The following is a 21,617-nucleotide window of genomic DNA, read 5'->3' as shown; positions in this document are numbered from 1 at the left end:
CTTAAATGAAAGGAAAAAGAGATGAATTATAAAGAAAAACCATTTTATTTAGATGATGTAGACATTGCCTGGGTAGAAAATACGCTGGAAAATATGAGCCTGGAAGAAATGATAGGACAGTTGTTCTGCCCGATTGGATATTCAACGGATCCGGAGTATCTGAATATGTTATTACATTTCCATATCGGCGGATTATTTTTCCGGGATGGTGTGGCAGAAGAGATGCAAAGTACATTTACCTATGCGCAGGAGCACACAAAGATTCCGCTTCTGATTCCATCAAATTTAGAAGCGGGAGGAGATGGAGCGGCTACCAATGGAACTGCATATGGAAAACAGATGGCATGTGCAGCTGCAAATGATCCGGTATATGCATATCGTCTGGGAAAGATTGCCTGCTCAGAAGGAAGTGCATTAGGAATTAACTGGGCTTTTGCACCGGTAGTTGACATAGATAGAAATTATCATAATCCAATTACCAATGTCAGAACATATGGCGATGATCCGGAGAAGGTTTATGCCTATGCAAGGGAGTATCTTCGTGCAGCAGATGAATGCAATATGGCAGTCTCAATTAAGCATTTCCCGGGAGATGGTGTGGATGAAAGAGACCAGCATCTTTTGACATCGGTAAATAGTCTTAGCATGGAAGAATGGGATAAATCCTATGGAAGTATTTATCAGCGGCTGATTGACGATGGTGCCAAAACTGTTATGGCAGGGCATATTGCAATGCCAGCGTATCAGGAACATTTTAATCCACAGTTAAAGGGCAAGATTGTTCCGGCTTCTCTTTCCAGAGAGCTTTTGGTGAATTTGCTTCGGGACAAATTAGGATTTAACGGACTTGTCATTACAGATGCAACACCGATGGTCGGATTTACGGCAGCCGGTAAACGAAGTGAAACGGTACCAATGGCAATAGAAAATGGCTGTGACATGATTTTATTCAATAAAGATTTAAAAGAAGATTATCAGTTTATGCTAGATGGTTATAAGAATGGTCTGTTATCCCGTGAAAGATTACTGGATGCAAACAGACGCATACTGGCATTAAAGGCTTCTTTAAGATTACATGAAAAGAAGATAAAAAGACAGCTGGTTCCTGGAAAGGAAGCATTAAAAAACTTACGCACCACGGAGCATATACAGTGGGCAAAAGAGCTGGCAGACCAGTCTGTTACACTGGTGAAAGATATTGCAGAGAATCTTCCAATCAGTGCGAAGAAGACACCGCGTATTTTGCTGGAAATTTTAGGACATTTTCCGTCCAATGAAAGAGTAGTCGGAAAAGTAAAAGAAGAACTGGAAAAGAGAAATTTCCAGGTATTCCTCTATGAGAAGGAAGATTTCGAAAAGGGTGTCGATAATGTAACAGCTTTTAAAGATAAGTATGACATGGTAATTTACATCGGAAATGTGGAAAATGCCAGCAATCAGACCACCAACCGGTTAAACTGGTATACCTTCTGGGGACAGGGAAATAATGTTCCGTGGTTTGCAGAAGAAGTACCGGTAATTTTTATCAGTGTAGCCAATCCATATCATTTACTGGATGTGCCAATGATAAAAACGTATATTAACTGTTACTCCAATAATGATTATGTATTAGAGGCAGTAATAGCAAAGATTGCCGGAGAAAGCAGATTTAAAGGAGTAAGTCCGGTAGATCCATTCTGTGGACGAATCGAACTTTCCTACTAAAAGAATAACGAGACATAAGGGAGAACCGGTTATATGTATATCAGCAGATTAAGAGTAAATCATAAAAAAAATCCATTAGGTTTTAATTTGGCAAAAATCCATTTGTCCTGGGAAGTAAAGGATGTCTGTGGAAAATGGGCCGTGGAAACAAGAATTATAGTATCAGAGAGCAGCAATATGGAAAAGCTGGTATATGATTCCGGAGTACAGGAGAATTATCATGAGAACCAGATGCTGGTTTCCTTCGACTTAAAACCAAGAACCAGATATTACTGGCAGGTAGAAGTTAAAGATGACAAGGGAGACTGCGCAAAAAGTAATCCGGCATGGTTTGAAACGGGAAAACTGCAGGAAAGCTGGACCGCAAAATGGATTGGAACAGAAGAAAATGAAAAGAGAATGCCTCTTTTATATAAAGAGTTTGAATTAAAAGAGAAACCGGAGTCTGTCAGATGGCATGTATGTGGTCTGGGATTATATGAAGCATATGTCAATGAAAAGAAGGCGGGCAGAGAATTTCTTATGCCGGGTTATCATTGCTATGACAGCTTTTTAGAATATCAGACACTGGATGTTACAGAACTGTTATCTCAGGGAAAGAATAAAATTGCGGTTCTGTTAGGCGAAGGCTGGTATAAAGGAAGATTTGGATTTGATGGTGATTACAGAAATCTATATGGTAATCAGAAGAAGTGCATTGGAGAATTACATATACGATATGCCAATGGACAGGAAGAATGTATTGTAACAGACAGCAGCTGGAAGGCAGAAGAAAGCAGCATATGTGAAAATGGAATCTATGATGGAGAACATATTGATGAGACATTAGAACACAAAATGCTTTCCGTGGAGGAAATAGAAGAAACAAGACCACTTGTGGAACGATTTAATCCAAGAATTCATAAAGTAGAAGAATTTCAACCGGTATCAGTAAAACAGGAAGATGAAGCACTTTTGCTGGATTTTGGGGAAACAGTCACCGGTTGGGTAGAAATAACTGGTGCATTTGAAACAGGTCAGAAAGTTATGATGCAGTATGGAGAAGTTCTGCAAAAGGGCAGATTTTACAGGGATAATCTCCGTACTGCCAAAGCAGAATTTACATATGTATCGAAGGGAAAAGGAGAAACCATACGTCCTCATTTTACCTATTATGGATTTCGCTATGTGAAAATAAAAGGTCTGAATCCGGAAAAAGAATATAAATTTATTGCTTATCGTATTATGTCTGATATTGAGAGAACCGGCTGGGTGGCAACAGATCATGATAAGGTAAATCATTTATTAGAAAATACACTGCGTTCCCAGAAATGTAATTTTCTGGATATTCCAACGGATTGTCCGCAGCGTGATGAACGAATGGGCTGGACAGGTGATGCGGGAATTTTTGCATCCACAGCATGTTTTCATATGGATAGCGGAAGTTTCTTTCATCACTATATGAAAAATATGCAGGCTGAGCAGGAAAAATGTAATGGAGCTATTCCGTTCTTTGTTCCAAGACCAAAGGTAAAAAAAGAAGAACATACGAATCCTTTCTATCTGGATTCCGGAGCGGCAGTATGGGGAGATGCAGCAACGCTGATTCCATGGAGACTCTATCAGTTTTATGGAGATAAGGCAATGTTAGAGGAACAGTATCCTGTTATGAAAGCCTGGGTGGATTACGAATATGAGAGAACAAAAGAGAATGAGATTCCGTATCTGTGGCAGAATGACAGGCAGCTGGGAGACTGGCTGGCATTAGACAATGGAAATATCAATAATCCGATTGGAAAGACAGACAGTGGCTTTATCGCATCCGTTTACCATTATTGGTCAACCAAAATGGTGAAAGAAGCGGCAGAAAGTCTAGGATTAGAGGAAAGTAAAGTATATGCAGAGAGAGAAAAAGAGATTCGGAATGCAATTTTAAATTATTACTTTCCAGATAAAAAGTTTTGCTTGGAATACACACAAACCGCTTGTGCACTTTTGCTTTATTTAAAACTTTATCCAGAGGGAGAAAGAGAAGTTATAACGGCAAAACTGGCAGAGTTACTTAAGAAAAATAATGGACATTTAAATACAGGTTTTGTTGGAACACCAATTCTGTGCATGGCTTTGTCAGAGAATGGACAAAATCAGCTTGCTTATGACCTGCTTTTAAACGAGGACTATCCAGGATGGCTGCATGAGGTGAACCTTGGTGCAACAACGGTATGGGAACGATGGAATTCATTGGAAGAGGATGGAAGTATCAGCGGAACCGGTATGAACAGCTTAAACCATTATGCATATGGAAGCATTGCAGAATGGATATACAGATACATGTGTGGTCTGAATCCGTCTATAGGAGAGGCGGTAAAGATGACCATATATCCGATGCCAGATCAAAGATTAAAAAAAGCAGAGGGAAGCTGGAGAAGTGTATTTGGTAAATATGTCTGTGCATGGAACTGGAAGAGTGAGCAGGAAGTAGTCTGTAACATAGAAGTTCCATTTAATGCAAATGCGAGATTTATTTTGCCGGATGGAACGGAAGAGATATTAGACTGCGGAAAATATGAAAAAATTTTAAACATACGTCCTTAGAGAAGGTGTAAATATGAAGAAAACAATAAAAAAAGAATTTCTATTTATGGCAATTGGTTTATTTCTGGTAATGGTAATTGGAATTACGGTAATTATCGGAGAGGTAACAAAAATTGAACAGGCAGAGCAGCTTGTTACGGATGGCTATATTTCCATGGAGAAATATTATGGAAGAGTGGAAAAGAAAATTGAAACCTGTCAGAAATATGCCAATATTTTAACCGCACTCAGTGATGAAGACATGCTGATTGCCGGGGATATCAGTGGAAATATGGAAACAGAGGAAGAAGCCATTGCCCAGTATCTCACGGAAATGGAAAAGCTGACCAAAGATATTTCAGAGCAGAGTTTAACCGACAGTTTTATGACTTACAGCAGTGTAAATAAAGAACTGATGGAGCAATTGAAAGAATGCAGACAGGCAAGAGATGATGGAGATATTGCAAAAGCAAAATCCATCATTGGAGGCAGTGCATTAGAAAAAATACAGGCGCGGGAGTCGGCATGCAATGATTTTCAGGAAAAGTTAGATGAGAATGTAAAACGCAGTTCACAGAATATGAAAGCCCGGACCCAAAAAACTTATCTTATCAGTGTAACAATCGGCATATGTTTTCTGATTATCTGCTTAGTTACATACATACTGGTGAATAAGGCGATTATTCAGCCACTCAAAAAAGCAAGTTTACAGTTAAACCAGATGGTAGAGGATATCCAGAATGGAAATGGAGATTTAAGCATCCGGATTCCGGTAAAAAGGATGGATGAGATAGGACAACTGGTTACAGGAGTAAATCTTTTTGTAGAAAAATTACAAAATATCATGAAGCAGTTAAAAGATGGTTCATCCGATATGGACGAAGTTGCAGATAAAATGAACAGGCAGGCTGGAAATATCGGAGAAGAGACCATGAATATGTCAGCTGTAATTGAAGAGTTATCTGCAGGAATCATGGAAATTAATGACCGTTCCGGACAGGTTAGTGAACGGGTTGGAAAAATAGTAGAAAATGTCAGAGATATATCAGAGGAAACCGGAAATGGAGTTCAATTCGTAGATGAAATGCGTGAACGGGCAGATTATATCGAGAAAAAAACAGCAGAAAGCAAAAAAGAAACCAATGATATGATTGGCAGTTTAGGACATAGCATTGCGGACAGCTTAAAAGGAAGCAAAAAAATCTATGAAATAGGAAATCTGACAGAACAGATTCTTGGAATTGCAGAACAGACTAATCTTTTGGCTTTGAATGCTGCAATAGAGGCTGCAAGAGTAGGAGAGGCGGGAAAAGGATTTGCAGTAGTAGCATCTGAAATCAGGGAACTGGCAGATAATAGCCGGGAGACGATGGGTGAGATACAGACAATTAATATGTCTGTGACCACAGCAGTCAGCACACTGATTGAACAGGTGGAAAAAATGATGGAGTTCTTAAATCAGAACATATTGCAGGATTATAACGGTTTTGAAATGATGGCTTCCCGCTACCGCCAGGATGCAGACTATATGGGAGATTTTTGCGGAACAATCAATCATAATGTGCAGGATATGTATCAGGCAATGGATGAAATGAAAGAAAACATGGATACCATAGCAACGTCTATCGATGAAAGCTCGGAAGGGTTACAGGTCTTCGCAGGAAGTGTCGAGGATTTGGCAAAAGCAGTAGAAGATATCAAAGAGCAGTCATATGTAAATCAGACCGTATCAAATGGACTTAAAGGAGAGACAGAAAGGTTTATTAATATATAGTGTTTATTAAAGAAGATATTTAATGGAGAGGGAAAATGCTTTTTTGTGGGAGAAAAAGGAAACATAAATTTCATATAGTACAGGCATTATTAGCGGTAACACTATTACTTCTGCTGTCTTTTGCACAGAATGCGAATGCAAAAGAGCAGGAAAATGGTGAAGAAATTTATGAAACAGAGATAGGTGAGTTAGAGCAGAGTACAGAAGAAACAGAGGACACAGAAGATGTAGATAATACAGAAGAAAACAAGATAGCCTTTTTTTCACAGACTTATGGAAGTGGCACGATTTCACTGGGCAGTTATAACGGTGGAGGAACAATTTCTTTGACAGAGGATGTGACAGCTTCAGGCATTTGTCAGTTAAATGGTGTTTTGAATATTGATTTGAATGGCCATAAGATGACGATGCAGAATAACGCAAGTTTTATGTTATGCAGCGATAATGCAGTACTCAATATCCGGGATTCTGCCGGTGGAGGTGTCATTTACGCATCCTGTCAGTTAATCTGGATCTATAGTGGCGGAACAGTAAATTTATATGGTGGAACATTGGAGGGGGAGAATATGACAAAGCTTCCACAGAGTGGTGGCTGCGTGAACTTATCCAGAAACAATATGGGAACACCGGTATTCCACATGTATGGTGGAGTTATACGTAATTTCCAGGCATCACAGTATGGCGGTGCAGTATATGTGGCAAGCACTTTCTCCGGGAAGAAACCGTCTTTTTATATGTATGGAGGTACAATTGAAAATTGTAATGCATCAGAAGGAGCTGCTGTTTATGTAGATGATTCCGGAGATGGACCAGGCTATTTCTATATGAAAGGTGGAACGAAGACAGAAGAGGGCGGTGAAAGCAAGGCTGTGATACATTGCGCAGCTTATAATGGAAATAAGACTAAGAATGCCATATATAATTATGGATATTTTGGAATAGAGGGTGTTATAGATATAGAAGGAATTGTATATCTGCACCAGAATAACTGGGCAAGCACGACGAAGCATTTTATTAAGGTTACAGACAGGCTTGTTGTAGTGGGAGATGGATATATAGATATTGATTCAGCATATCCCAACAGTAATGCAGTCTGTACCGGACATACAGTTATTGAAAATGCGACACAGACCGAAGGAATTTCGCAAAATCCAATCTCACAGGAAGAATTTTATACTTATTCCAGTTATTTTATTAATTCTACAAAAGGATTGATGATTTCGGCGGGATTTGACCCGGCGAAGAATGAAATGGCTGGAAAGGAATATCCGTCCAACTGGCCGTCTTATCAGGCAGATTTGTACAGCAGGAAGTATACCTATAAAGATGTAAAGGGACAGACCATGCTGATTCAGGCTTCTGATTCACCAGGAGACAAAAGACAGATGCAGAATTATAATTATCTGATTTATACAGAACGGGATAAATTAGAGGAAGATTATGCTGTGTACTATAGTATCAAAATATCAAAACGGGATATTGGAACGGATGACAGATTAAATGGGGCTGTATTTTCACTTAAGAAAAAGAATATAGCGGAAGACGGAACAGTGCGTTATGAAGATATCGGAATAAGTGGAACAACCGGTATGGAAGAAGATGGCGTGGCGGCCGGTGAAACTTATATTTATCTGGATGCTGAGAAAATGGGAAAGTTAATGGTAGATGATGGAACTTATGTTTTGACAGAGGATACTGCGCCGGATGGGTATGTGGCAAGAGGTGAATTAGCTGTTATTGAAATTAAACATAAGCTGGATGAAAGTACCGGAAAGACAGTATCAGTTGTAGAAGTGGTTGCCAATAACAAAGTGCTTGGAACGTCAGAACAGGTAGTGAATTCTACATATGGCGACAAAGGAATGCTGGTGAATAAAGAAATTGTGTTTACTTTGAAGAATTCTACGGAACTGTTAGAAGAAAATATAGATTATACCATTCAGGTGGATAAGTACCGTGACACAGAATACCAGCAGAGACTCTCAGGAGCGCATTTTGAATTATATACAGCAGAAGAACCGGTTACACTGGTGGCAAACGGAACAACAGATACAAATGGTACGGTAAAACTGCTGGATTTAAATGGCTCAGAATTTACCTGTTCAAAAGGAGCCCATTATAAATTAAAAGAAGCAGAAGCACCGGAAAACTTTTATCTGATGTCAGATGAGATAGATATCAGGATAAAAGAAGAAAATCAGGTATTTATCAATGACGTTTTATTGGAAGATGGAAATACACTTTCCGGGGCAGATGCAGGTGGCACAACAGAATATGGGGACTGGCGTGTGACAAGGCAGGAAGATGCCATAGTATTTTCTGTTTATGATGAGGAAAAACCACCGACATGGACTTTACAGGCAAGAAAATATGGAACAAAAGTAATTGATGCATTGGCTCTGTCTGGTGCAGAATTTACGTTATATCAGGTGGAATCATCCGGCGAAACGGAAATTATATCGCTTACAAGTTCGGATGGAACAGATGGACATGAAATCGGAGAATTAGAATTTACAGATACAAATGGAGAACCACTGCAGCTTGCATGTAATACAACCTATATTCTGCGGGAAACACATGCACCTGTGGGATATGAAATAATGGAAGATATTATCTTAAGTATAAATGAGGATGCTTCACAAATAGAAGTAACGCAGGGTGGGGCAGGTTATGGAGAGGCATCATATGATGCGGTAAATAAGGTATTAACACTTTCAATTATAGATAAAGCAGTATATCGTATGCCAGAAACAAAAAGTGGAGGGCTCTATCCGCTTGCGGTTATCGGTACACTTTTCATGAGTTTTTTTGCCGTACTAATGCTGGTGATTTCCCAACGCCAGCAAAAAGTATAGGTTCTTCACCAATCAGTAGTATAACTTAGTTTTTTTTAAATTCCCTAAAAATGTAAGAATGATTGACAGTGTTGATATAAACTGGACGATTGCAAGGCGGCCTGGAGCACCGCTTTGATAATTGTCTGAACAAGTAAAGGAGAGAGAATATGAAACAGAGAGTAAGAAGATGGAAGGCAATGATGATGGCAGTAATGCTGGTACTTAGTATAATTCTGCCGGCGAAAACGGTTAGGGCGGCAGATCTTGCCACTACGATTCAGGTAACCGGAATCGAGGAAGGATGTAATGTTTATGCATATGCAGTTGCAATTGATGCAGTAGATGCAAATGGAAATCATTACTGGAAATACAATCCGGAGGGAAATGTTGAGTCGAGAGTAAAAGATGGCAAAGTGGATACAGATGATCTGGTTTATTTTTATATGAATCTGAATTCAACAATGGGAGCTGATGACTGGGATTTACATGATGGAGAAGGAGATGCTGTTGTAGATAAGACTGTATTACACATGCAGTATAATGCTGCAGATGCTTCCTATAGTGTATCAAATGTAAAACCTGGTTTATATGTAATCGCTGCAAATAAACAGGTCAAAGAATATTCTTATAGTGGTAATGTGGTTGCGGTAAATTATCAGTACAGTGGTACTGGAATAGCATCTATTGCAGATGAAAACGGAGTGATTCATGTAGCAGCGAAGAAATCCAGCGATCCAACCATGAAGAAGGAAGTAATTGAAAATGGAAATGCATATAAATATGGGGATGCGAATATTGGAGACACAGTAGAATTTAAGATTACGATGACAATTCCGGATTATCAGGGATCCTGGTTATCTGATAAGTTACATTATAATATTAAGGATTCACTCACAGATGGACTGACTCTGGATGTAAGTTCTATTAAATTAGAAGGAACATCCATCAATGATTTATTTGTAACAAACAAGAAATGTACTTCAACCAATATTACAACCTCCACAAGTGGTTTTACATTAGATTTATATGGTGAGGATGTTTATCAGTATGCAGGAAATACGATTGCAATTACTTATCAGGCAAAAGTAAATGAGAAAGCAAAAGTAAACTTTGATTCAGATGAGAATAAAGCAACTTTAAAGTATTCTACGGTAGCATCCGGTACTGATATGAGTGATCCGATGCAGGATATCACACATCATTATACATTTGGATTTGATACTCTGGTAAATGGAACTGGTTCTGAGAAAACTACAGAGATTACCAAATATGGTGTAAAGACAACGACAGAACTTGATAATAAAGTAGCACTGGACGGTGCACAGTTCCAGTTATTTGATGCAAATGGAAAGCAGTTATATTTTACCAGTGATGGTGAATATACTACCGAGACAAGTGGAACATATGATTATATTGTATCAAAAAACAATGGTCAGCTGACAGCAACCGGTCTGGATGCAGGTACATATACTTTAAAAGAGTCCAAGGCACCATTGGGATATGCATTGGATAAGACTACTTATACGATTGTAATCACACCGACTTATAATGAACTGACAGGAGAATTAAAGAATTATACGGTAAGAGTAAATGGCGCAACTGGAAATTCTATTACTTTTACACATGAAAAGCTGGATAATGGAACAATAAATACAACAGACAATGCTGCAAATGCAGATACGTTTGGAATTAATAATACACCACTTATTACCTTACCGGAGACAGGTGGAGCAGGAATGATTGCACTGACTGTTGCAGCAGTTGTCTTAATGGCAGGATTTGGAACAATGTTTGTTTCATTGAGAAAAAGAAAACAGGTAAAATAATTAAGAGAGGGCAAAGTAGAATGAAAGAATCTGTACGTAAAACATTAATGTTTCTCATGGCAGTTGGCTTTTTGACAGGCTTTGCCCTGCTGCTTTATCCAATGTTTTCTAATATGTGGAACGAGTATAATAGCAAATTAAAGTTTGAAGAATATCAGTATGAAAATGCAGAAAAAGCGGAGGATACCAGTTTAGAAGAGGAGTGGGAGAAAGCAGCGGCATATAACGAGCGGTTGCAGCCAATTGTAATTCCTGATAGTTTCATTCAGGCAGAACAGGAGGAAGTAACACAGCAGGATAGTGAATATATGTCCTGCCTGAATCAGAATGGGGATGGTATGATGGGTTATCTGTCTATTCCGAAGATTGGCGAAATTATACCTGTATATCATACTTCCAGAGAAGAGGTATTACAAAAAGGAGCAGGACATATCCAGGGTTCATCGCTGCCAATCGGTGGAACTTCAACACATGCATCCATAGCAGCGCATCGGGGAATTCCAGGAATGTCCCTGTTTACAGACCTTGATTTACTGGAAGAAGGAGACCAGTTCTACTTATATATATTAGATGATATTCTGGCATACGAAGTAGATCAGATAGAAACTGTGATGCCGGAAGATACAGAGATTTTAAATGTAGAAGAAGGGAAGGATTATGTAACGCTGGTTACCTGTACGCCATATGGTGTAAATACGCAGCGTTTATTGGTGCGTGGACACAGAGTGCCTTATGTAGAGGAACAGGAGAAGGAGCAGGAAAGACAGGCAAAGAAAAGCATTCATACGAATTATCTGGCATGGATTTTTATTGGAATAATAGCTGCTATAGGCTCCATTGTAATATGCAGAAGTATCATCTGGATGATAAAGAAAAAAAGCAGCCATGGAACAAAAGGGAGAAAGCACAGGAATAAAATAGTTTGTAAAATACTATTCATAATGATATGTTTTGCTGGTCTGCAGCCAGAGAGTGTACGGGCAGAGGAGGATATTCCGGTATCGGAACCATGTTCTATTACTTTTGAAATTCCCAATGCATACCGTGCAACTTTAAAAGAGCAGAAGCTGGAGCTTAGGCTATATCGCATTGCAGATATTACAGAGACAGGGGAATACCGTGATTTAGAAAAATATTCCGGGTTAAATATACAGGAGTTATCCGTGGAATCATCCGCCCGTGAATATAAGAAAAAAGCAGAAGATGTGGCGGCATCTCTTGGGGTTACCGAATGGGATGAGAGTGCAAAGACAGAACCGGATGCAGAGATTGAACTGACAGATAATACAGGAAGCAAGGATGGAATGGAAGCCGGAGTATATTTAGTTTGCATGAAACCGCTTTATTTATCCGATGAAGTCTATCAGGCAGATCCGTATCTGATTACACTGCCTGGTTTTATGGAGAATATCGAAAAAACAGGTGATGGAAAGTATGTCTGGATGAAGGATGCGGTAGTGGATTTAAAGCTGGCAAGGAAGGCAGTTTCAAGACCTCAGGAACCGCAGGAAGAAAGGGAGGAACCTGTGACTCCACTGGAAACAAAGGAGATTAAGACAGGCGATGAGACGGAATGGCAGCAGACTTTCGTATTACTGGAAGCTTCTGGAAGCATATTGGCGGTATTGTTGTTTTTAGGAAAAGTTTCATTGAGGAGAAAACGGGATGAGAAAAGAACTTCTAGACGAATTGATGATAATATCGGAGGAAGAAAAGAAGTATAAATCAGGACAAAGTACGGTGGAACAAAGTCTGTATGCGAAAGATAACCTGACAGAGATTGACAGAAAAAGATTACTGCAGCGAGGAAAGCTGATTACGGTACGTCCACACAGCCGGTTTGTGGATTTCCCGGAGCATAGGCACAATTATGTGGAAATGATGTATGTGGTACAGGGCAGTATTACACATTATATAGAAGGAAAAGAACTGGTATTGCGTAAAGGAGATGTGCTGATGCTGAATCAGCATGTGTCACATGCAATAAAAAGGGCTGAGTATGAAGATATTGGAATTAATTTTATTGCATTACCGGAATTTTTTGAAGTTCCACTTACGATGCTGCATGAGAAAAATGTACTGGCTGATTTTGTAATTGGTGCAATGCGGCAGAAGAATCCAGTTTCCCATTATCTGCTATTTCGTTTAAAAGAAGATTTACAGGTGGAGAATCTGATGGAAAATATGATAGAATCCATGCTGCATACACATTGTAATGAAGATATTGCCAATCAGTATACCATGGGGCTTGTATTTTTATATCTGTTGAATCATCTGGAAAATTTGAGCCATAACTCATCCCTTGATTATAAGGAAACTGTTGTACAGGCGGTGATGGAATATATTAACAGTGATTGCCAGAATGCAAATCTGACTAAGATTGCGGAAGATACCCATCAGTCGATGACAGTATTGAGTAAATTGATGAAGCAGAAAACAGGATATACATTTCAGGAACTATTGCAGAGAAAACGGTTTCAAAAGGCAGTATATCTGTTAGTAGAGACTGAACTTACGGTGGAGGACATTGCACTGGAAGTTGGTTATGAAAACCAGAGCTATTTCTATCGGCAGTTTCAGAAACGCTATGGAATGACACCAAAAAAATATCGTGATTTACATAAGAAAGACGTGCATATAAGAATTTAAAACAAGGAAAATAAGGACAGTTTTTTGGTCTAATGAGAGGCTAACAAACTGTCCTTATTTTTGTTAGATTTAGATTAACGAACAGGAAGAAGGAGTGTGAAAATGAATACAAAATATTATCTTGCAGTGGACATTGGCGCATCCAGTGGCAGACACATGCTGGCACACTTAGAGGATGGAAAAATAGTTTTAGAAGAAATCTACCGCTTTTCCAATGAAATGATTGATCGGAAAGGTTATAAAGTGTGGAATGTCAGAAGACTGTTTCAGGAAATTCTTTCAGGAATGAAAAAGTGTGCGGAACTTGGAAAAATTCCATATAGCATGGGAATTGATACCTGGGCAGTGGATTATGTGCTTTTAGATGAAAATGACAGAAGAATTGGTGAAACAGTTGCTTACCGGGATAAGCGGACCTATGGAATGGATGAAGAGGTATACAAATTAATAACGGAAGAACAGTTATATTTGAGAACAGGAATCCAAAAACAGATTTTTAATACAATTTACCAGCTGATGGCATTAAAAAAGACAGAACCAGGCCAGTTAGAACGTGCAGAAACTTTTTTGATGGTTCCGGATTATTTTAATTTCCTGTTAACAGGCAGGAAAGTGCAGGAGTATACGAATGCAACTACAACACAGCTGGTAAATCCGGCAACAAAAGACTGGGATGATGAACTGCTTGAAAAGCTTGGAATAAAGCGGAATATCTTTCAAGAGATAAAAATGGCAGGCTGTGAAGTCGGAGAACTTGAACAGGAGATTCAAAAACAGGTGGGATTTAACTGCAAGGTGATTCTGCCACCGACACATGATACAGCATCAGCAGTTGTAGCAGTGCCGTCCCGGAAAGAAGAGACCTTATATATCAGTTCTGGTACATGGTCTTTGATGGGAACAGAACGGCTGCAGGCAGATTGCAGCAAAGAAAGTATGCTTCACAATTTTACCAACGAAGGCGGTTATGGATATCGTTATCGTTTCTTAAAAAATATCATGGGATTGTGGATGATACAGTCGGTTCGAAAAGAACTTGTTCCGGATATGAGTTTTGCGGAAATCTGTGAACTGGCAGAGAAAGAAAAAATAACCTCGCTGGTAGATGTAAATGATGAAAGATTTTTAGCACCGGAAAGTATGGTAGAGGAAGTAAGAAGTGCTTGCTGGGAGACGCTGCAGCAGGTTCCAAAGACAATCGGAGAAATAGCGGCTGTTATTTATAACAGTCTGGCAAATTGTTATGCCATGGCAGCAAAAGAGATAGAAATAATTACCGGACAGAAATATCAGGAACTCCATATTGTTGGAGGTGGTGCAAATGCAGATTTTCTGAACAAACTGACAGCAAAATATACCGGAAAAACAGTTCTGGCTGGACCGACAGAGGCAACGGCATTGGGAAATATTTCCGTACAGATGATTACAGCAGGAGAATTCGCTGATTTGAAAGAAGCGAGGGAGTGTATTTATCATTCCTTTGAAATTAAATTATATAAAGCATAGAGAAGGAGATTAGAAAGTATGACAAGTTACGAAATGGCAAAAGAAAAATATGCCGCATGGGGAGTAGATACGGAAAAGGCAATGGAGCAGTTAAAAAAGGTTCCGGTTTCCCTCCATTGCTGGCAGCTCGATGATGTAATGGGATTTGATAATGATGGTGCATTGACCGGTGGAATCCAGACAACAGGAAATTATCCGGGAAGAGCGAAGACACCAGAACAGCTTATGGCAGATATGGAAGAAGCAATGAAACTTATGCCGGGTACAGCAAAATTAAATATTCATGCGTCTTATGCTATTTTTGAAGAAGGCGAATTTGCAGACAGAGATGCTTTAGAGCCGAAGCATTTTGCAAAATGGGTTGCTTTTGCAAAAAAACATCATATGGGAATTGACTTTAATCCTACATTTTTCTCACATGAAAAAGTAAAGAATGGATTGACACTTTCCAGTCCCGATGAGGAAATCAGAAAATTCTGGATTGAACATGGAAAGGCATGTATCCGCATTTCGGAGTATTTCGCAAGAGAAACGGGAATGCCTTGCGTTATGAATATATGGACCGGAGATGGTTTTAAGGATGTGCCGGCAGACCGAATGGGACCACGCATGAGATATAAGGATTCCATAGAGCAGATATTATCAGAACCATATGACAAAAATCTCGTAAAACCATGCGTGGAATCGAAAGTCTTTGGCATCGGAGTAGAATCTTATACGGTAGGTTCTGCAGAATTTACGTTAAGCTTTGCTGCAATGCATGAGGGCTGTATGCCGCTTATGGATAATGGACATTATCATCCACAGGAATATGTTTCAGATAAAATACCTGCAATGTTGTGCTTTTATCCAGAATTTGCATTACATATTACAAGAGGAGTGCGCTGGGATTCCGACCATGTTCTTTTGCTGGATGATGAAACAAAGGAAATGGCAAAAGAGATTGTAAGAAATCAGGCACTGGACAGGGTGTATATGGCATTGGATTATTTTGATGCAAGCATTAATCGTGTTTCTGCACTTGCAACAGGATTCCGAAGCTGGCAGAAGGCTCTGCTTATGGCTTTATGTACTCCGAATGAACAGTTGAAGGAATTACAGGATACCAATCAGCTGGGCAGATTAATGGTAATGCAGGAGGCAGTAAAGATGCTTCCAATTGGAGAAGTCTGGGAAGAATATTGCAGACGGGAAGGTGTTACAGATGATGCACATTTCTATGATGCAATCGAAAAATATGAAAAAGAAGTATTGGTAAACCGTAACTAGAGAACATACAAACAATAATAGTTGAGAAAGAAAAATATCAGAAAGATATAATAAGAGGAAAAGAGAGAATGAAGTTTTTAGATGCAGAATTTGTACAGGGATTCATCCGTATGGCAAATGATGGCTGGGAACAGGGATGGCATGAAAGAAATGGCGGTAATTTATCGTATCGTGTAAAACCGGAAGAAGTAGAAATGGTAAAAGAAAATTTTAATAGTAAAGAATGGCAGCCAATCGGAACATCTGTGCCATATCTTGCAGGAGAATATTTTCTGGTAACTGGAAGCGGCAAGTATTTTCGCAATGTGATTTTGAAACCGGAAGATTCCATCTGCATGATAGAACTGGATGAAAAAGGAGAAAATTACCGTATTGTCTGGGGACTGGTAAATGGTGGAAGACCAACTTCTGAATTACCGAGTCATTTGATGAATCTGGAAGTAAAAAAGAAGAAAAATCCAAATTACCGGGTTGTATATCATGCACATACCACCAATATTATTGCCCTGACCTTTGTTCTGCCGCTGGAAGATAAAGTATTTACAAGAGAACTTTGGGAAATGGCAACAGAATGTCCGGTTGTATTCCCAGATGGAATTGGTGTTGTTCCGTGGATGGTGCCAGGCGGCAGAGAAATAGCTGTTGCTACCAGCAAATTGATGGAAAAATATGACTTGGCAATCTGGGCGCATCATGGTATGTTTGCGGCAGGAGAAGATTTTGATCTGACATTTGGACTTATGCACACAGCTGAAAAATCAGCAGAGATACTGGTGAAGATGTTATCTATGCAGAGTAAGAAACGTCAGACCATCCAGCCGGATGAATTCCGGCAGCTGGCAAAAGATTTTAAAGTAACATTGCCGGAAGAGTTTTTATATGAAAAATAGAAAGTAATCGTTTTTGCTGGAAAAGTATTCAAAACACAGGTCTGTTATGGCTTGCACATCCCTTCCCAAGATGATAGAATAAAGATGACATTAGAAACATAGTGTTGGGGCGATAAAGAGTAGATAGGGGAAAGAATGGAAAACAAATTCTGTTACCTGAAAGGGCTTGTGGATTGCAGTTCGGGACAGATTCAGGACTGCAATGTAAAGCATGTGTCCAGGTGTCCGCGGGAAGAAGACACGGATAAGAAGGAGAGCCGGCAGGCGTTCTGCTACTTAAAAGGACTGGTAGACTGTGCTCCGTGTGATGTGCAGGACTGCAATATTAAGAGAGTGCGTAGATGCCCGAGGGAAAACTAAGAATTGCTGCTGAAAACGGAAAATCTGTTTTCAGCAGTTTTTTACGAAAGAAGAGAACCTATTTGTATGCGAAAACAGGGGGCTATCATGAAACAGACCGAAAGACCAATTGCAGTATTTGATTCAGGTGTAGGTGGAATAAGTGTATTACGTGAACTGGTACGCCTGATGCCAAATGAAAATTATATATTTTTTGGAGATTCTAAAAATGCACCGTATGGTGGAAAGAGCTTAGAAGAGGTGCGGAAACTGACGGAATGTCATGTGAGACATCTTCTGTCGGAAGGAGCAAAAGCAGTAGTGATTGCCTGTAATACAGCAACCAGTGCAGATGTCTCGATTTTGAGAAAAGAATATCCGGATGTACCGGTGGTTGGAATTGAACCTGCATTAAAGCCTGCAGTACAGTTTATGGAGCATCCACGGGTACTTGTTATGGCAACGCCAATGACAATCCGGGAAGAAAAATTTCAACGGCTTATGGCACGGTATGAAAAGGATGCGGAGATTTATCCACTGGCATGTCCCGGAATTGTAGAATTTGTTGAGCGTGGAGAATTAAACAGTGCAGGATTGAAGGCATTTTTATACAGGCTGTTGAAACCATATTGTGAGGGAACAGTGGATGCAATCGTTTTGGGATGTACCCATTATCCTTTTGTAAAGGATGCAATAGCAGAAGTGATGGGAAATACGGTGGAATTTTTTGATGGAGGAGCTGGCGTGGCACGGGAGACCAGACGGCGGCTTATGGAAAAGGAATTATTGTATACCGGAGACGGAAAAGGCAGGGTAATATTTGAAAACAGCGCGGCAACACTGGAAAAGTTGCGATTGTGCGAAACATTACTTAATTCTAAATAAAATATAAACTAAATGGGAATATTTTTTTAGATTTTTTTAGAATCCTTTTCGAAAACTGACACACTTTAGACACATTTCATGGATATAATGAATCTATCAAATGAAGGAACGCAAAAATAAAAAAACAGATTTCCTTTCGTTTGAGAAAAAAGTGGCAATAATTTCCTTTTAATAGATGAAACATTTTCATAACTAAACTCCTCGAAAAAACAGTCCGGAAGGGCTGTTTTTTCATGCTAAAAAGAAGGACTGATTTCTAATTGTGAAAAAGTAACAAAAAAATCTGGAAAATATATAAATATTAAGTAACAAAAAAAGAAAAAATATATTGCTATTACCAACAAAAAGAGTTAACATAGTTCCGGGTTTAGGAGAATGTAAAAAGAAAAAACAAGAGAAGAAAGGAAAGAGGTCATATTATGGAATCTTATGAATTTCTGCTTTTTTTAGCAATTATTTTAATTTCAACAAAAGTATTAGGACTTTTCTCACGAAAAGTGCATATGCCGGCAGTAGTAGGAGCACTGGCAGCCGGTATTATTTTAGGACCATCTGTATTAAAACTTATCACACTGGATGGAACCAACGGAGTATACCTTGAAATTACAGCTGAAATCGGAGTTATTTTCCTGATGTTCTCCGCAGGACTGGAGACTGATTTGAAAGAAATCAAGGCAAATGCATTGGCATCCTTTATCGTTGCTTTAATCGGAGTTATTGTTCCTCTGATTGGTGGATTTTTAGGGTATGCATTGTATTTCCATACAGATTTTGCAGATTATCAGGAGGTATTGAAATCTGTCTTTATCGGAGTTGTGCTGACAGCAACATCTGTGAGTATTACAGTAGAAACATTGCGTGAACTGGGACGTTTAAAGGGAAGAGTCGGAACAACCATTCTTGGCGCAGCTGTTATTGACGATATTCTTGGAATTATTGTACTTACCATTGTAACGAGCTTAAAGGATACCAGCGTAAATCCGGTTACTGTTATGGTTAAGATCGTTCTTTACTTTATTGTAATCGGAATTTTATTCTTCCTGGTATCAAAATGCAAACCATTAATTGAAAGCGAAGGTCAGAAAAGACGTGTTACTGTATTTGCACTGGCATTCTGCTTCCTGTTATCCTATGTATCGGAAAAATTCTTCGGCATTGCAGATATTACAGGGGCATATTTTGCAGGACTGATGCTTTGCAGCATGAAGAATGGTGAATATGTAAAAGACAGAATCAACTTCCCGTCTTACTTATTCTTCTCACCGGTATTCTTCGCAAGTATCGGTATTAAGACATCCTTAGACGGAATGACAGGTTCTATGATAGGATTTACCATTATCCTTTTAGTTATTGCTTTACTGACCAAGGTGGTTGGATGCGGACTGGGCGCAAAGTTCTGCCGCTATACAAATAAAGAAGCATTACAGATTGGTGTCGGAATGATTTCCCGTGGTGAGGTTGCGTTAATTGTTGCCCAGAAGGGATATCAGTGCGGCATGTTAGATGATAGATTCTTCGCACCAATCGTACTGGTAGTAATCGTGACAACATTGATTACCCCGATTCTGCTGAAGCTGGTAATGAATGATAAACAGTCTGAACAGCCGGCAGCATAAAAGTCAGATAGCGCAGTAAAATAAAATCCTGCAGACCAAAAATAAATGTAAGTTTGTTACATTTGCGTCCGCAGGATTTTCTTGTAATTGCGCATAGCTATTGATTTTATTATTATTTGCAGCTTGCTATTTAGTATTTGCTATTTAGATAAACGTTTGTGTAGTCTGCCAAAGCAGGGATGCTTATCGGGGCTGTTAGTAGTATCTGGAATTTGTTCTTTATCTGGCAACGCTGGTACAGGGATGTACCAGCGAGGTGCATAGGAACAGGGATGTGACTTTGCACCGGTTGCCGGAACAGAGACAACGAAAAAACAAATTCCAGATACTACTTACACCCTGATACCGCATCCCGTTTTGGCAGACTACACAGACGCCATTCAAAAAGATAAATTATAAAATGTAAAGAACTATCGAAAGAAAAGAAAGAGGACAAAACGTGGAACAAAAGAAAACTCTTGGACAATTGTTTGTACCAATCTGCCTGGAAACATTATGTTATATGCTTTCCGGCATGGTGGATACACTGATGCTTTCATCTGTGGGAGATGCAGCAGTCGGTGCTGTTGGAACAGCCAATACCTATATAGGTATTTTTATCATTATGTTTTCTGTTATTTCAGCCGGAATGATTGCGGTTATGACGCAGTATATCGGTGCCGGAAGAGAGGGGATTGCATATCAGGCAAGACAGCTTGGCATGTTATTTAACGCTATTGTAGGAGCAATTCTTGCGGTATTTTTGTTCTTCCAGTCAGGAATGATATTATCAGCGGTTGGTGTGGCAGATTCTCTGATGGAGTATGCAGAAACATATCTTAGGATTGTAGGGGGCGGATGCATTTTAAACGCACTGATTCCAATTTTTTCCAGCTACTTAAGAGCGTTTGGATATACCAGACAGCCTCTTGTGGCAACGGTATCTGCCAACATTTTAAATCTTATCTTAAATGCAGTATTTCTTTTTGGGTTCCACTATGGAGTAGCAGGAGTTGCTGCAGCAACAGTAATTTCAAGGGTATTGAATCTTGGGCTGGTAATCTGCTTCGGACATTATTATATCCATGCGAAGGAGAAGAAGGAGAGGCTTAAGAACCGTGTAGTATTCGGACAGATTGTCAAGGTCGGACTGCCTTCTGCCATGGAAACAGCACTATATAATGTGGCAATGACTTTGATTATCCGTTTCTTAAATCAGATGGACGCCAATGGAATGAACGTAACAGCCCGTTCCTATGCTATGCAGATTACAAATTTTTCTTACTGCGTAGGTGCAGCGTTAGCCCAGGCAAATGCAATTATGGTCGGCTGGCGGATTGGTGCACAGGATTATGAAGCCTGCGATAAAGGAACCAGAAAAGCAGCAGTTGTAGGTGTAATTGTTGCGACGATACTGGAGAGCATCTTTGCGTTATCGTCCCACTGGCTGATACGGATGTTTACGGCTGATCCACAGATGGTATCTCTGGTTGGAAAGCTGCTGGCTATCGATATTATCCTTGAAATTGGACGGGTGACTAATCTGGTATACGGAAATGCTTTAAAGACCAGTGGCGATGCGGTATTTACTACAGTAATTGCTGCGATATTCATGTACCTGTGTGCGGTGGGGGGAACTTATTTCTTCGGAATTCATCTTGGATTGCTGGTTTGTGGAGCATATATCGGTATGGCAATGGATGAATGTGTCCGGGCAGTGGGAATGATTTTACGGTGGCGGAGCGGAAAATGGAAACAGAAGGTATTGATAAAAGAAAACGCCTAGTATA

General features: G+C 39.5%; 14 protein-coding genes. All 14 read left to right on the top strand.

Annotated elements, in window-relative coordinates; all coding sequences use genetic code 11:
* Positions 1–21 precede the first annotated feature (21 nt).
* The 14 genes from DWY37_RS07600 to DWY37_RS07535 all read left to right on the top strand — a co-directional run bounded on the left by DWY37_RS07600 (position 22) and on the right by DWY37_RS07535 (position 21,613).
* Entirely contained in the window at positions 22–1,704 is a 1,683-nt protein-coding gene (locus tag DWY37_RS07600; protein ID WP_022242961.1) for a glycoside hydrolase family 3 protein, read from the top strand.
* 33 nt (positions 1,705–1,737) lie between these two features.
* On the top strand, positions 1,738–4,278 hold the full coding sequence (locus DWY37_RS07595) for an alpha-L-rhamnosidase (protein WP_118057072.1): 2,541 nt from the start codon (positions 1,738–1,740) through the stop codon (positions 4,276–4,278).
* A gap of 13 nt (positions 4,279–4,291) precedes the next feature.
* Complete coding sequence (locus DWY37_RS07590) at positions 4,292–6,031, top strand: methyl-accepting chemotaxis protein (protein ID WP_022242963.1); 1,740 nt, start codon at positions 4,292–4,294, stop codon at positions 6,029–6,031.
* 35 nt (positions 6,032–6,066) lie between these two features.
* Positions 6,067–8,886, top strand: coding sequence for a prealbumin-like fold domain-containing protein (locus DWY37_RS07585; protein ID WP_118057073.1), 2,820 nt, complete (start codon positions 6,067–6,069; stop codon positions 8,884–8,886).
* Between the two features lie 149 nt (positions 8,887–9,035).
* Positions 9,036–10,694, top strand: a complete 1,659-nt coding sequence (locus tag DWY37_RS07580) for an isopeptide-forming domain-containing fimbrial protein (protein ID WP_118057074.1) — start codon at positions 9,036–9,038, stop codon at positions 10,692–10,694.
* 20 nt (positions 10,695–10,714) lie between these two features.
* On the top strand, positions 10,715–12,418 hold the full coding sequence (locus tag DWY37_RS07575; protein WP_118057075.1) for a class C sortase: 1,704 nt from the start codon (positions 10,715–10,717) through the stop codon (positions 12,416–12,418).
* The gene (locus DWY37_RS07570; protein ID WP_117841630.1) at positions 12,360–13,343 is read left to right on the top strand and encodes an AraC family transcriptional regulator; all 984 of its coding nucleotides are present in this window, start codon (positions 12,360–12,362) and stop codon (positions 13,341–13,343) included. The genes DWY37_RS07575 and DWY37_RS07570 overlap by 59 nt, the downstream gene beginning before the upstream one ends.
* Before the next feature lie 102 nt (positions 13,344–13,445).
* A complete protein-coding gene (gene rhaB, locus DWY37_RS07565) occupies positions 13,446–14,849 on the top strand; it encodes a rhamnulokinase (RefSeq protein WP_118057076.1) in 1,404 nt (467 codons plus the stop codon).
* Between the two features lie 18 nt (positions 14,850–14,867).
* The gene (locus tag DWY37_RS07560; protein ID WP_117841632.1) at positions 14,868–16,118 is read left to right on the top strand and encodes an L-rhamnose isomerase; all 1,251 of its coding nucleotides are present in this window, start codon (positions 14,868–14,870) and stop codon (positions 16,116–16,118) included.
* A 68-nt stretch (positions 16,119–16,186) separates the two neighbouring features.
* Positions 16,187–17,008 carry a rhamnulose-1-phosphate aldolase gene (rhaD, locus tag DWY37_RS07555; RefSeq protein WP_118057077.1) on the top strand — a complete coding sequence of 274 codons (822 nt, stop codon included), beginning with the start codon at positions 16,187–16,189 and terminating at the stop codon, positions 17,006–17,008.
* A gap of 135 nt (positions 17,009–17,143) precedes the next feature.
* A complete protein-coding gene (locus DWY37_RS07550; RefSeq protein ID WP_117947126.1) occupies positions 17,144–17,368 on the top strand; it encodes a hypothetical protein in 225 nt (74 codons plus the stop codon).
* Positions 17,369–17,455: 87 nt separating this feature from the next.
* Positions 17,456–18,232 carry a glutamate racemase gene (murI, locus tag DWY37_RS07545; RefSeq protein ID WP_118057078.1) on the top strand — a complete coding sequence of 259 codons (777 nt, stop codon included), beginning with the start codon at positions 17,456–17,458 and terminating at the stop codon, positions 18,230–18,232.
* Positions 18,233–18,651: 419 nt separating this feature from the next.
* Complete coding sequence (locus DWY37_RS07540) at positions 18,652–19,848, top strand: cation:proton antiporter (RefSeq protein WP_118057079.1); 1,197 nt, start codon at positions 18,652–18,654, stop codon at positions 19,846–19,848.
* A gap of 439 nt (positions 19,849–20,287) precedes the next feature.
* Entirely contained in the window at positions 20,288–21,613 is a 1,326-nt protein-coding gene (locus DWY37_RS07535) for an MATE family efflux transporter (RefSeq protein ID WP_118057080.1), read from the top strand.
* Positions 21,614–21,617: the final 4 nt, after the last annotated feature.

This window comes from Roseburia sp. AF25-13LB (genome assembly GCF_003478915.1).
Taxonomy (GTDB): domain Bacteria; phylum Bacillota; class Clostridia; order Lachnospirales; family Lachnospiraceae; genus Roseburia_C; species Roseburia_C amylophila.
The sequence above is the reverse complement of the archived record's forward strand: the minus strand, read 5'-3'. Positions and strand labels throughout refer to the sequence as shown.